Source organism: Pseudomonas sp. TE36184, from assembly GCF_054060055.1.
In genome coordinates this window covers 3182589-3195571 of the sequence record NZ_JBSSCU010000001.1, presented here as the reverse complement: position 1 = coordinate 3195571, position 12983 = coordinate 3182589, and the positions used below count along the sequence as shown (strand labels likewise).

17 protein-coding genes are annotated in these 12983 nt (G+C 60.6%); 13 read left to right on the top strand and 4 right to left on the bottom strand.

Going from position 1 to position 12983, the window contains the following annotated elements:
- Positions 1-7 precede the first annotated feature (7 nt).
- From ACVWZP_RS14350 to recX, 9 genes are all read left to right on the top strand, one after another.
- A complete protein-coding gene (locus ACVWZP_RS14350) occupies positions 8-1189 on the top strand; it encodes a hypothetical protein (protein WP_457369870.1) in 1182 nt (393 codons plus the stop codon).
- Complete coding sequence (locus tag ACVWZP_RS14345) at positions 1189-1572, top strand: phage tail protein (protein WP_108525852.1); 384 nt, start codon at positions 1189-1191, stop codon at positions 1570-1572. The genes ACVWZP_RS14350 and ACVWZP_RS14345 overlap by 1 nt, the downstream gene beginning before the upstream one ends.
- Complete coding sequence (locus tag ACVWZP_RS14340) at positions 1565-1777, top strand: tail protein X (RefSeq protein ID WP_017844656.1); 213 nt, start codon at positions 1565-1567, stop codon at positions 1775-1777. Before ACVWZP_RS14345 ends, ACVWZP_RS14340 begins: the two co-directional genes overlap by 8 nt.
- 12 nt (positions 1778-1789) lie before the next feature.
- Positions 1790-2800 carry a contractile injection system protein, VgrG/Pvc8 family gene (locus ACVWZP_RS14335; RefSeq protein WP_169864418.1) on the top strand — a complete coding sequence of 337 codons (1011 nt, stop codon included), beginning with the start codon at positions 1790-1792 and terminating at the stop codon, positions 2798-2800.
- 22 nt (positions 2801-2822) lie between these two features.
- On the top strand, positions 2823-3380 hold the full coding sequence (locus ACVWZP_RS14330) for a glycoside hydrolase family 19 protein (RefSeq protein WP_457369869.1): 558 nt from the start codon (positions 2823-2825) through the stop codon (positions 3378-3380).
- A complete protein-coding gene (locus tag ACVWZP_RS14325; protein ID WP_457369868.1) occupies positions 3368-3868 on the top strand; it encodes a lysis system i-spanin subunit Rz in 501 nt (166 codons plus the stop codon). The genes ACVWZP_RS14330 and ACVWZP_RS14325 overlap by 13 nt, the downstream gene beginning before the upstream one ends.
- A gap of 81 nt (positions 3869-3949) precedes the next feature.
- On the top strand, positions 3950-4450 hold the full coding sequence (locus tag ACVWZP_RS14320) for a CinA family protein (RefSeq protein WP_017844660.1): 501 nt from the start codon (positions 3950-3952) through the stop codon (positions 4448-4450).
- Between the two features lie 83 nt (positions 4451-4533).
- On the top strand, positions 4534-5592 hold the full coding sequence (recA, locus tag ACVWZP_RS14315; protein ID WP_017844661.1) for a recombinase RecA: 1059 nt from the start codon (positions 4534-4536) through the stop codon (positions 5590-5592).
- Positions 5593-5600: 8 nt separating this feature from the next.
- Entirely contained in the window at positions 5601-6068 is a 468-nt protein-coding gene (gene recX, locus ACVWZP_RS14310) for a recombination regulator RecX (RefSeq protein ID WP_017844662.1), read from the top strand.
- Between the two features lie 60 nt (positions 6069-6128).
- Here recX and ACVWZP_RS14305 read toward each other — a convergent pair whose 3' ends face one another.
- Both ACVWZP_RS14305 and ACVWZP_RS14300 read right to left on the bottom strand, forming a co-directional pair.
- A complete protein-coding gene (locus ACVWZP_RS14305) occupies positions 6129-7241 on the bottom strand; it encodes an LOG family protein (RefSeq protein WP_046384508.1) in 1113 nt (370 codons plus the stop codon).
- A gap of 380 nt (positions 7242-7621) precedes the next feature.
- Complete coding sequence (locus tag ACVWZP_RS14300) at positions 7622-8062, bottom strand: PA3611 family quorum-sensing-regulated virulence factor (RefSeq protein ID WP_046384507.1); 441 nt, start codon at positions 8060-8062, stop codon at positions 7622-7624.
- 210 nt (positions 8063-8272) lie between these two features.
- On the opposite strand from ACVWZP_RS14300, the gene ACVWZP_RS14295 reads away from it, so the two are divergent.
- The 3 genes from ACVWZP_RS14295 (at position 8273) to ACVWZP_RS14285 (ending at position 10333) form a co-directional block, all read left to right on the top strand.
- Positions 8273-8992, top strand: coding sequence for a tRNA-uridine aminocarboxypropyltransferase (locus ACVWZP_RS14295; RefSeq protein WP_026139758.1), 720 nt, complete (start codon positions 8273-8275; stop codon positions 8990-8992).
- 252 nt (positions 8993-9244) lie between these two features.
- Complete coding sequence (gene erdR / locus ACVWZP_RS14290) at positions 9245-9895, top strand: response regulator transcription factor ErdR (RefSeq protein WP_046384506.1); 651 nt, start codon at positions 9245-9247, stop codon at positions 9893-9895.
- Between the two features lie 75 nt (positions 9896-9970).
- Positions 9971-10333: a diacylglycerol kinase gene (locus tag ACVWZP_RS14285; RefSeq protein ID WP_017137081.1), complete on the top strand. Its 363-nt coding sequence runs from the start codon at positions 9971-9973 to the stop codon at positions 10331-10333.
- 3 nt (positions 10334-10336) lie between these two features.
- On the opposite strand, the gene ACVWZP_RS14280 is transcribed toward ACVWZP_RS14285, so the two are convergent.
- Entirely contained in the window at positions 10337-11263 is a 927-nt protein-coding gene (locus ACVWZP_RS14280; RefSeq protein ID WP_046384505.1) for a LysR family transcriptional regulator, read from the bottom strand.
- Between the two features lie 125 nt (positions 11264-11388).
- On the opposite strand from ACVWZP_RS14280, the gene fpr reads away from it, so the two are divergent.
- Complete coding sequence (fpr, locus tag ACVWZP_RS14275; protein ID WP_017844669.1) at positions 11389-12168, top strand: ferredoxin-NADP reductase; 780 nt, start codon at positions 11389-11391, stop codon at positions 12166-12168.
- Between the two features lie 117 nt (positions 12169-12285).
- On the opposite strand, the gene tsaA is transcribed toward fpr, so the two are convergent.
- Positions 12286-12981, bottom strand: a complete 696-nt coding sequence (gene tsaA, locus ACVWZP_RS14270) for a tRNA (N6-threonylcarbamoyladenosine(37)-N6)-methyltransferase TrmO (RefSeq protein ID WP_288077717.1) — start codon at positions 12979-12981, stop codon at positions 12286-12288.
- Positions 12982-12983 lie beyond the last annotated feature (2 nt).

The following is a 12983-nucleotide window of genomic DNA, read 5'->3' as shown; positions in this document are numbered from 1 at the left end:
GAGCGGGATGCAAGAGACTCAATACGAGATCAGGCTCGCCGAAGAAGACAAGCGCTGGATGACCTTTGCGGCCCTGTCCAACGAGGCGACACTCAACAGTGTGCTGACCCCCCTTCCTGATAGTTTTGTCGGGCCTTCCAGCCTGGATGCCGAACCGCAGCCATCGTCGGAACTCGGCCTGGCGCTGGTCACGGTGAGCCTGGATATCAACGCCTTGACCCTTGAGCAAGTGCGGTTGCGCGAGACGTTGGAAACGCTCAACAGCACATTATTCATTACCAGTGATTCACTGGCGCTCAGGACGGTCGATAGCGCCTCGCAGGCGCAGAACAGTCAACCCAAGGAGCCGCCGCCGGCCGCCGACTCCTGGGTCGACAAAAGCCTGCAGTTCGGGGCCGATGCGGCGAAGACCATTGCCAAGGATGTGGGCTTGAGTTTGTGGGATACGGCCAAGAGCAGGGTCTCGGGCAAGGCCATCGATGCACTGGCGCAAAAGTTTCCCAAAGCCGGCAAGTGGCTTAAAGACGACAAAGACAAAGACAAGGACAAGGACAAGGACAAGGACTGCTGCTGCTGCAGCGGCGAGTCTCTTCGTGGCGCCGTTACCCCGAGCATCATCTTGCCGCCTGGCTATGAGCGTTCTGGCGGGAAAAAGACTTCCGCGAAAAAAACCGCCAAGTCGACGCGGTGGCGGGAGTTGCCCGTCCCCCGTGGCCTCGGCCCGTTGAAGTATGCCGACACCGCCATCCATGTGATCCAGGGCATACGCGATGGCGACGCAAAAGCAGTCACCACCGGCCTGTCTACGGCCGGTGGTGCCTGGGCCGGCGCCTCTGCCGGCGCGGCCATCGGCACTCTGGTTTTGCCTGGCATCGGCACGGCTGTAGGCGGCGCAATCGGCGGCTTGCTCGGCAGCGAAGCGGGCGCTTGGCTTGGGGACAAACTGTTCAGCCCCGCTGACCGCCTGCCCGCACCCAATGCCGTCAGCAAGGAACTCAACAGCGCATGCACGGACAATGTGCAAGTCACCCTGGCCCCCAGCATCCAGATCACCGGCGTCAACCCCGCCGATGCCCAGCAGGTGGTCAATCAGGTGATCCAGGCTCTGCAATTCCAATGCCTGCCGATGCTCTCCGACACCCTCGGGGTTCGGCGCAATGCGGCACTGGCCGATCCAGGAGGTGATTGATGCGACAACAGATGGTGCTGGGCGATTTCATTTTTGGGCTCGCCCGTGGGTTTGCCTATTCCTCGCTGACCCGTAACAGCGACGGCGGCTGGGCTGACCTGACGATTATCGCGAGCAAACCGCAGTCGCGGCAGAACGGCCAGAAGCTGGAAAAACTCACCTTCAGCGGCACGGCGATGTACGGCGTGGGCATGCAACGCCTGGACGAGTTGCGCGCCCTGCAAAATCAACGCGTGCCGCTGCCTCTGGTGGATGGCATTGGCCGCAACTGGGGCCTGTGGCGGATCAATTCGGTGATGGAAACCCAAAGCAACGTGATCGATGACGGTACCGCCATGCTCATGACCTGGAGCCTTGAATTGGAGGAATTCATCAATGCGTAGAGTGCGAAGTATTGCCGGTGATTCGGTCAACCTGCTGCTCTACCGCGAGCTGGGGCGTTGCGATGACGCCGCGGAAGAAACCCTCTGGCGCTTGAACCCCACGCTTGCTGAATACGGCCCGGTGCTGCCGGCTGGCGTGTGGGTGATCGTGCCCGAAATGGCTTCGCGGCCGGCGGCGTTGCGCCTCGTTTCGGCGTGGGATTAAGAAGGAGGCTACATGGCTCAGGGATTTACGCCCATTGTGGAGTTCTATGGCGCCAACGCGGCGCTGCTCAATCAACGTCTGATGCACTGGAGCCATACCGACGCGGCGGGCCTTGAGTCCGACCGCCTTGAACTGACGCTCAACATCGAGGGCCTGGAGGGCCTGCCCAGTCTGAGTGGCAAGATCGGTTTGCGTGTCGGTTATCAAGAGTCCGGCTTGGTGGAAAAAGGCGAATTTGTCATTACCCAGCGCACGCCGGTGCTGTTTCCCATGCGCTTGATGATCGTCGCCACCGCGGCGCCCTTCAGCGCGGGCGATGCCAGTGGTTACCGCCAGCGTCGATCCGCCAGTTATGGACCGATCACCCTGGGCGCGCTGTTTCGCCAACTGGTCAGCCGCCACGGCTATTCGCCGCGGGTGGCACCGGCGTTGGAGGGCATTGCGATTGCCCACATCGACCAATCCAATGAAAGCGACATGGCGTTCATCACCCGCCTTGCCAAACGTTATGGCGCCGTCACCAAACCGATCAACGAACTGTACGTGCTCGCCGAGGCCGGGCAGGTCAAGTCACTCTCCGGCCAGCAACTGCCGGACGTGACACTGTCGGTCACCGAGGACAATCGCCCCGGCGATCAAGCATTCATCACCGCCAAGCTCGACGAAACCTCGCGCGCCAAATACCAGGGCAGCCGCGTCACCTGGTGGGATGCCGCCGCGGGCAAGCAGCGGGTGGTTCAGGTCGGGGTTGCGCCCTTCAAGACCTTGCGTCAGCGCTGCCAGAACGAAGCCGAGGCGCGGGCGGTGGCTGAGGGTGAATTGCGCCGCGTGGGCCGTGAAGACCTCAAGCTGCAGATCGATTGTCCGGGGAACCCGCTGTTATCGGCCGAAGGGCTGTTGCTGCTGGATGACACCTGGCCTTCCTACATGCAGGGGCGCTGGTCGATCACCAAGGTGACGCATGTCGGTGACCCGGTGACGGGCTATCGCAGTTCGGTCACGGCCGGCGGGTTGTCGGCGTAGTACCTTTTACGGAGTAGGCACCATGCTGATAACACTGCCCCAGCTTCTTTACATCATGCCGGGCGCCCGCCTCAGCGCGAGCACTTTTCTATCCCCGTTAAATGCGGCATTCGCTTGCTACGCGATCGACAATCCGAAACGCCTCGCCGCCTGCCTCGCCCAAATTGGCCATGAATCCGGCGAATTGCGCTACGTCCGCGAACTGGGCAGCGATCAATACCTGAGCAAATACGACACCGGTACCCTGGCCGTTCGCCTGGGTAACACCGCCGAAGCGGATGGCGACGGCCAGAAGTACCGGGGCAGGGGGCTGATTCAGGTCACCGGGCGTCGCAACTATTTAATCTGCAGCCAAGCGCTGTTTGGCGATGAGCGCCTGCTGCTGCAACCGGAACTGTTGGAACAGCCGCAATGGGCCGCCGAATCCGCCGCCTGGTTCTGGCAAAGCAACGGCCTGAACGAACTGGCGGACAACGACCAGTTCACCACCATCACCCGACGCATCAACGGCGGTCTCAACGGCCTGGAGGAGCGTTTGCGCTTGTGGACGCGTGCGAAGGCGGTGCTATGCGTTTCCTAGCGGCCTGGCGTCTGATCGGCGCGTGCCTGTTGAGCGCGCTCGTGTGGCAGGTGCAAGCCTGGCGTTATGGCGCGCAGCTTGAGGCGCAATCGGCGGCCCAGGCGCAGGCGCTCAGCCAGCAAAGCCAGGTAGCTTTGCGCCAGCAACAGGCGCAGCAGGACAAACGGCTGGCCCTGGAGCAACAACTCAGCGCCATTGACCAACAACATGCTCGGGAGTTGAGCGATGCACAACGTAATCAGGCCGCTCTGCGCGATCGCCTGGCCACTGCTGATGTGCGGTTGTCAGTCCTTCTCGACGCCAGCGACGGCGCCAGTGGTTGCGCAATGCCTGCCGCCACCGCCGCCGGCGGCGTGGTTCATGCAGCCACGCGAGCCCGACTTGACCCGGCGCATGCTCAGCGAATTATCGCCATCACCGACGACGCGGATAACGCCGTGATCGCCTTGCGCGCCTGTCAGGCGTATGTGCGGGCCATTGTGCGTTAGTGTCCTGATGCACGCTGCAACTTGCATGGCCGATGGGCTCATGTAGGGTAGGCCAATGCCCGCTCATTCCAGGAGACCTCCGTGAAAGAAATCACCCAACTGGCCGCTGAACTGGGTCGACGTCTACAGGTGCTCAATGCCCACGTCACCACCGCCGAGTCCTGTACCGGCGGCGGCATCGCCGAAGCCATCACGCGCATACCGGGGAGTTCGGCGTGGTTCGAGGCGGGATATGTCACCTATTCCAACCGGCAGAAAACTCGGCAGCTGGATGTGCCGGAGGCACTGTTCGGCAAAGTGGGGGCGGTCAGCCGTGAGGTGGTGGAGGCCATGGTCAGGGGCGCCCAGGAAAAAAGCCTGGCGCGCTTTGCCGTGGCGGTCAGCGGCGTGGCCGGGCCCGATGGCGGCTCGCCGGAAAAACCGGTGGGCACGGTATGGCTGGCGTTCGGCGTGGGTGACGAGGTCACGGCCGAGCGCCAGCACTTCCCCGGCAACCGCGATGAGGTCCGCCGACAAACGGTAAAGGCCGCGCTAGAGGGCTTGTTGCGACGAGCTGCAGCAGAAATAGAAAATCAGGGGTAGGCGATCTCCGATCTTTGTGGAACAATACTGTCTACTTATACAGGTGTTGGCCGTCAGGCCTTATTGATTACGTGAGGACTTTAATGGACGAGAACAAGAAGAAAGCCTTGGCTGCGGCCCTGGGTCAGATCGAACGTCAATTCGGCAAGGGTGCCGTAATGCGTATGGGCGATCACGACCGTCAGGCGATCCCGGCTATTTCCACTGGCTCTCTGGGTCTGGACATCGCGCTCGGCATTGGCGGCCTGCCAAAAGGCCGTATCGTTGAAATCTACGGTCCTGAATCTTCCGGTAAAACCACCCTGACGCTGTCGGTGATTGCCCAGGCGCAAAAGATGGGCGCGACCTGCGCGTTCGTCGACGCCGAGCACGCCCTGGACCCTGAATACGCCGGCAAGCTGGGCGTGAATGTTGACGACCTGCTGGTTTCCCAGCCGGACACCGGTGAGCAAGCCCTGGAAATCACCGACATGCTGGTGCGCTCCAACGCCATCGACGTGATCGTGGTCGACTCCGTGGCGGCCCTGGTGCCAAAAGCTGAAATCGAAGGCGAAATGGGCGACATGCACGTCGGCCTGCAGGCCCGTCTGATGTCCCAGGCGCTGCGTAAAATCACCGGTAACATCAAGAACGCCAACTGCCTGGTGATCTTCATCAACCAGATCCGGATGAAGATCGGCGTCATGTTCGGCAGCCCGGAAACCACCACCGGTGGTAACGCGCTGAAGTTCTACGCGTCGGTCCGTCTGGACATCCGCCGTACCGGCGCGGTGAAGGAAGGTGACGAGGTTGTCGGTAGCGAAACCCGCGTCAAAGTCGTTAAGAACAAAGTGGCCCCGCCATTCCGTCAGGCTGAGTTCCAGATTCTCTACGGCAAGGGTATCTACCTGAACGGCGAGATGATCGACCTGGGCGTGCTGCACGGTTTCGTCGAGAAATCCGGTGCCTGGTATGCCTACAACGGCAGCAAGATCGGTCAGGGCAAGGCCAACTCGGCCAAGTTCCTGGCGGACAACCCGGATGTCGCCGCCGCGCTTGAGAAGCAGATCCGCGACAAGCTGCTGACCCCCGCGCCGGACGTGAAAGCAGCAGCCAACCGTGCGCCGGTTGACGAAATGGAAGAAGTCGACACTGACGTCTGAAGCAAACGATGACCGTTGTGCTGGATACACTCGTCGCCGTTCGGCGCACTGCGATGGACCTGCTCGCGCGTCGCGAGCATGGTCGAGTCGAACTGACGCGTAAACTGCGTCAGCGCGGTGCGTCCGCTGAGATGATCGACACTGCCCTCGACCGGTTGACGGAAGAAGGGCTGCTGTCGGAAGCCCGTTACCTCGAAAGTTTTGTGTCCTACCGAGCGCGCTCCGGCTACGGCCCGGCGCGAATTCGTGAAGAGCTGAGCCAGCGCGGCCTGCAACGCGCCGACATCGACCTTGCCCTGCGCGAGTGCGGTATCAGCTGGCAGTCACAGCTGGAAGATACCTGGCGTCGCAAGTTTTCTGGGCATCTTCCGATTGATGCCAGGGAACGCGCGAAACAAGGGCGCTTCCTGAGTTATCGCGGGTTTTCGATGGAAATGATCAATCGGTTGTTCAGCGGTCGGGACATGGACGACTGAACAACGCAAAAAATAAAAGGCCCGCTATGAAAATAGCGGGCCTTTTTTTTTGCTCAAAAATCACGCCGGCTCCGGCGCCACCCGTTGTTGTGTCTTGCCCTGAGCCTGCGCCCAGTTCTCCGGCAAGTTGATGTAGTCCACCAACTCCCGCAACCGACCCTGATCACGCCCGTTGAAGTTGAACACCAGTCGCGTCAGATGACTGAACTGCGGCTCATCGTGCTCTTCTCCGGTGTAGGCGAGCTGCTGGAAGTCTCCACTCAGTCGCAGGCTGGCGAACTCTTTTTGCACCTGAGCCAGCGCCCGCTCACTGAGCGGATGATTCATGCGTATCACAAACTCACGCTTCAGCCAGCGGGTAGAGTGGAAGTTGGCATAAAACTGGTTGATCTCGTCCACCGCAGCTTCAGCGCTGTACACCAGGCGCATCAGCTTCAGGTCGGTAGGCAGCACATAGCGATTGGCTTCCAACTGGCTGCGGATAAAGTCCAGGGCGCCTTGCCAGAAACCGCCACCTGGCGCATCGAGTAACACCACCGGCACCAGTGGGCTCTTGCCGGTCTGGATCAGCGTCAGTACTTCAAGCGCTTCATCCAGGGTGCCGAAACCGCCGGGGCACAACACCAGCGCATCGGCCTCCTTGACGAAGAACAGCTTGCGCGTAAAGAAGAAGTGGAACGACAGCAGGTTCTCGGTGCCGTCGATGGTCGGGTTGGCATGCTGTTCGAACGGCAGGGTAATGTTGAAGCCCAGGCTGTGCTCCAGGCCGGCACCTTCGTGGGCGGCGGCCATGATCCCGCCGCCGCCGCCGGTGATCACCATCAGATCGGAGCGCGCCAGTGCCGCGCCCACTTCCCGGGCCAGGGCATAGAGCGGGCTTTCCACCGGCGTGCGCGCCGAGCCGAACACCGTGACTTTGCGCCGCCCCTTGAACTGTTCCAGCACGCGGAAGGCGTGGTCCAGTTCGCGGATGGCTTGCAAGGTGATTTTGGCGTTCCAGCGGCTGCGGTCGTCCTGTGCCATGCGTAGCGCGGTGAGGATCATGTCGCGATAAAGGGGGATATTCGGGCTGTTGGGTGCGATCAACTGGAGTTGAGCTTCGACCTGCTGCGTGAGGTCGACCCCGTTTGCTTCAAAATGCTGGAGCAGGCGGTCATTCGGTTCGTAAGGCATTCAACTTCTCCTTCTTCACAGAGCCTGGGCGGGCGGCGAAATATTCGTCCGTGGCCACGACACTGCATGTGTCGCTGCATGCCCATGGCATTGCACAGTGTTCGCCAAGCGGCAAAGCGCGACTCTGTATGTTCCTTGTGATTTAAAAACCTTTGCACTGCACATGGCAGGAGGACAACTCTGTTTTGCCCTGAAAATGTTACAGAACAGCATGGGAACTGGGCTGAGCGGGTTGTGGGAATGAGACGATCATGGGCCGAAAAACCCTTGGCTGGCAACCGCTTATTGGTCTCGCGTCACAGCGTGCAGCGTTCGGCGGCAAACACAAACGAGGGAATTGCGCGCCACTGGACAGCAGCGCGCGGGGGGGCATGCGCGAGTTACTTTTTCTTCTTCGCCGCAGTCGGTGCCGGGCAGTCTGCTTCGACGAATTTCACCGAAGCCACCGGGCGGTTGGTCTTGTTTTCGGTGATCTCGTAGCGCATCACCGCGCCCTTGGCCATCAGCTCGCGGTAGCCGTGGTTCAGGCACACGCTTTGTCCGAGCTGGAAATACACCGCCTTGGGGTTGGCACGCATCTGTTCGGCACGATCGGGCAGCACGCTGAGGTGATCGATCAACTGCATGCCTTCAACGGTGTAGGCGACTTCCAGGGTTTTTTCATCGATTTCCCGGGGCAGGTCTTTGTTGCTTTCAGCCGCGACGCTTTGCAGCTTCTTGTTCATTTGGGCCTCCAGCAGCGAGGCCGCCTGGGCGCCAACAGGCAAGACCAGCGCGAGGGCGACGGATGGGGCGACAAGACGCAGCATGGAACGCAGCATGGAACGCAGCATGAAACTCTCCTGATTCGGTTACTGGTGCATAGACCAGCCACTGGGCTGTGCGTTCAGTGGCGCGCAATTATAGGTGAGCCCTGGCCGGTACAGCCAGGCGTATTGCTGGGAAGTGCGTGTGGCTCTGGTAAACTGCGGCCACTTAAGCCTTCCTCGAGTTCCCCCAGTGTCGATTTTCCTTTCCGTGCGGCGCATCCGATGAGCCACGCCGTCTCTCGTCTGCGTACCCAGCGCCTGGCGCGCGCCATCAGGCCTTTCGTCAATCGGGGGTCGCGTGCCGAGCGCTGCCCCGGCTGTCGGGTGATCCCCGCGTATTGCTTGTGTGCCTGGCGGCCCAAGGTCCAGGCCCGGTCTGCAATGTGCCTGTTGATGCACGACGTCGAACCGATGAAGCCCAGCAACACCGGCTGGCTGATCGCCGATGTGATTGACGACACCAGCGCGTTCGCCTGGTCACGCACCGAGGTCGACCCCGGGCTGCTCACTTTGCTGGCTGACCCGCAGTGGCAACCCTACATCGTGTTCCCCGGCGAATTCGTCGCGCCGGAACGGGTTGTCAGTGAGGTCAAGGTGGGGGAGGGCAAGCGCCCGCTGTTTATCCTGCTGGACGGCACGTGGAGCGAAGCGCGCAAGATGTTCCGCAAAAGTCCCTATTTGGAGCATTTGCCGGTCCTCAGCCTGGCCCCCGAGCAGTTGTCGCGCTACAAACTGCGTCGTTCCAAGCGGGATGATCATTTCTGCACCGCCGAAGTCGCCGCGCTGTGCCTGGAGCTGGCCGACGACGGCGCGGCCAGCGAAGTGCTGGACGCTTACCTCGACGTGTTCAGCACCCATTATCTGGCCGCCAAGTTCCAGTTACCGCTGGACTCGACGGATATCGTCCATACTCGTCTAGCGCCCTACATCCCGGCGGTATAACCAGACGACGTTTGCATGATGGCACCGTAAATCCGACAACCGCTAAACTGCCCATTGGCGTAGTGCTTGACCACCCAGGCTGCGCTGGGCATGCTGGGCGCCGATCAGGGCGCAACCGTGAATTTCCAACGTCGTTTCAGGTGCTTTTGACGTTGAGCATGCCCTGTGGTGATGGCTGCCTGGCCGTTACCTTGTGTATTGGCGAACCCTGAACCCATCAGGGCTGCCATAAAAAACAGGATCATTTAATCAATGGCCACATACGAAATCCTGATAGCTGATGACCACCCGCTGTTTCGCAATGCACTGCATCGGGCAGTAACGCTGGGCTTGGGCCCCGATGTCCGTCTGGTTGAAGTGGCCAGCATTGCCGAGCTGGAAACCTGCCTCACCGAAAAATCCGACTGGGACCTGGTGCTGCTCGACCTGAACATGCCTGGCGCCTACGGGTTTTCGGGGCTGGTGCTGTTGCGCGGGCAATACCCGCAGATTCCCGTGGTGATGGTCTCGGCTCAGGAAGAAGCCGATGTGGTGGTGCGCTCCAAGGAGTTTGGCGCCAGCGGTTTCATTCCCAAGTCGAGCTCCATGGAAGAGATCCAGAAAGCCGTGCGCGCGGTGCTGGAGGGCGATGTGTCCTGGCCGCCGCAAGCGTTTGAAGAGATCAACGTGTCCGACGAAGCCAAGGCTGCCCGCGATGGTCTGGCCAGCTTGACGCCCCAGCAGTTCCGGGTGCTCACCATGGTCTGCGAAGGCTTGTTGAACAAGCAGATCGCTTACGAGTTGAGCGTGTCGGAAGCGACCATCAAGGCCCATGTCACCGCGATCTTTCGCAAGCTGGGGGTGCGAACGCGAACCCAGGCGGCGTTGCTCTTGCAACAACTTGAGTCAATTTCGCAGCATTAAGCTATTGCCGATTCACGCTTTTTTGACTTCGCGTGATCTAGTTTTCCCACTTCTTTGGTTCAGTTGCCTACATTTATGTCGCCTTTCAAGGGTCAAACCGGTATCAAACGTATCTTCAACGCAGGGGGCTATTCCCTGGATGGCCTGCGCGCAGCCTTCACCGGTGAGGCGGCGTTCCGTCAGTTGGTGTTGCTGAACGTCATCCTGATCCCGCTGAGTTTTTTCCTGCATGTCAGCCGCGTCGAACGGGCGCTGTTGATCGCGGTGTGCCTGCTTGCGTTGATCGTCGAGTTGCTCAACTCGGCCGTGGAAGCGGCCATCGACCGCATTTCCCTGGACCGTCACCCACTGTCGAAAAACGCCAAGGACATGGGCAGCGCCGCGCAATTCGTGGCACTGACCATGATCACCCTGGTGTGGGCCGTGATCCTGATCTAAGCCTCAGGCAATGTTCGGCAGCACGATTTCGTCGCTGCGCTGAACCCCGGCGGTGAAGGCGCGGCACAGCTCGAGAAACTCGCGCATCGCCGAGGTCTGGTACTTCTGCTTGTGCCAGATGAAGTAGAACTGCCGGGCCAGGTCCAGGTCCGGGGTTTCTACCGGCACCAGGCTGCCGCGGCGGAAAGCATCGCGCAGCGCCAGCCGGGAAATGCAGCCAATCCCCAGCCCCGACTCCACCGCACGCTTGATCGCTTCGGTGTGTTCCAGCTCGAGGCGAATGTTCAGCGCGCTGCGATGATGGCGCATGGCCTGATCAAAGGTCAGGCGCGTGCCCGAGCCCTGTTCGCGCAGGATCCACGCTTCGTGGGTCAATTCTTCCATGCTGGCGACACCGCGCTGGGCCAGGTGATGCTGAGGCGCGCAAAATACCACCAGCTCATCTTCCACCCAGGTCTGCACTTCGATATCCGGGTGGCTGCAGTCGCCTTCGATTAGACCCAAGTCAATTTCATAATGCGCAACCTGGTGCACGATATGTGCAGTGTTCTGCACGTGCAGCTTCACCTGGCTCTCGGGGTGCTGCTGCATGAAGCTGCCGATCAGCAGCGTGGCCAGGTAATTGCCGATGGTCAGCGTGGCGCCGACGGCCAGTGAACCGAAGCCAGACTTGCCGTTGAGCAGGTCTTCGATCTCCTTGGCCTGGTCCAGCAGGGCTACCGCCTGGGGCAACAACTGACGGCCGAGGGCGTTGAGGCTCAGGCGTTTACCCGCCCGGTCGAATAACTGGCAGCTGGATTGACGCTCCAGCTCGGTGATTGAGGTGCTGGCGGCGGATTGAGATAAGGCCAGAAGGCCAGCAGCGCGTGAGACGCTTTCCTGCTGGGCGACGGCGACGAAGACTTGCAGCTGACGGAGAGTAAATCGCATATCGATATAACCGATAACCCTTATCTTAATAATCCAGTTAACAGATATTGTCGCCGCCATTAGAATGCTGTGCAATTGCGCACTTATCATTTTGGCGCAGACCCATCTCCAGGAGTCCCCCGTACATGAGCAACATGAACCACGAGCGTGTCCTCAGTGTTCATCACTGGAACGACACTCTGTTCAGCTTCAAGTGCACCCGCGATCCGGGCTTGCGCTTCGAGAACGGTCAGTTCGTGATGATCGGCCTGCAACAACCCAACGGCCGCCCGCTCATGCGCGCTTATTCGATTGCCAGCCCGAACTGGGAAGAGCATCTGGAGTTCTTCAGCATCAAGGTGCCTGATGGCCCGCTGACTTCCCAGTTGCAGCATCTGAAGGAAGGCGACGAGATCATCATCAGCAAAAAACCGACAGGCACCCTGGTGCTTGACGATTTGAAGCCGGGTAAACACCTCTACCTGCTCAGCACCGGTACCGGCCTTGCGCCATTTATGAGCGTGATCCAGGACCCGGAAACCTACGAGCGTTTCGAAAAAGTGATCCTGTGCCACGGCGTGCGTTACGTCAACGAAGTCGCCTACCGCGAATTCATCACCAAGCACCTGCCGCAGAATGAATTCTTCGGCGAAGCCCTGCGTGAAAAGTTGATCTACTACCCCACCGTGACCCGCGAGCCGTTCGAAAACCAAGGCCGTCTGACCGACCTGATGCGCAGTGGCAAGCTGTTCCGCGATATCGGCCTGCCACCGATCAACCCCCAGGACGACCGCGCCATGCTGTGCGGCAGCCCAAGCATGTTGGACGAGACCAGCGAAGTGTTGAACAGCTTCGGCCTGAAAGTTTCGCCACGCATGCGTGAGCCGGGTGACTACCTGATCGAACGCGCCTTCGTCGAGAAGTAAACGCGGTCAAAAAAATGTGGGAGGGAGCTTGCTCCCGATTGCTGAGTGTCAGTCAATGCATCCGGTGACTGACCCGCCGCTATCGGGAGCAAGCTCCCTCCCACATTGGTTTTTGGTTTATTTAGCTGCAATCACTTCCAGCACACAGATGACGCCCGCCTCGGGATAGTGCCAGCGCACATCCACGTCCCAGAACTGCGCGCCATATTCCCGCTCGGGCCCGGGCGTTTGATAGGCCGGCCGCGGGTCTTGCGCCAAACACTGTTCGATCAACGCCACCAGCGGTTCAGCAAGGCGCTGAGCGTGGTCTTGCGCCTGGTGCAGAGCCGTCTTCAGCCACTGCACGGGAATCAGTGGCGGCGTGCCATTGGCGATGCCGTTGGCGGCGTTGTCGACAATGTCGGCATACGGCACATACGGCTTGATATCCAGCACCGGCGTGCCATCGAGCAGATCGATCCCGGAGATCCACAACCGGCCCGGTTCGACCTTGTCCAGCTTCACCACCGACTGGCCAATCCCGTTGGGCCGATGGGTCGCACGGGTGGCAAACACGCCCATGGACTTATTGCCGCCCAGACGGGGCGGGCGCACTTTCAGGCGGGGTTTGTCTTCCAGGGCCTGGTGGAACAGAAACAGCAGCCACACATGGCTGACCTGCTCCAGGCCCTGCACCGCCTCGCCGTGGTCGAACGGCGCGACCAGCTCCAGCACGCCGCGGGCGGCAGGCGCCAGTTGCGGTTGGCGCGGGATGGCGAACTTCTCCTTGAAGCAGGAGCGCACGAAGCCGACGGGCGAGACCTGGTAACTCATGG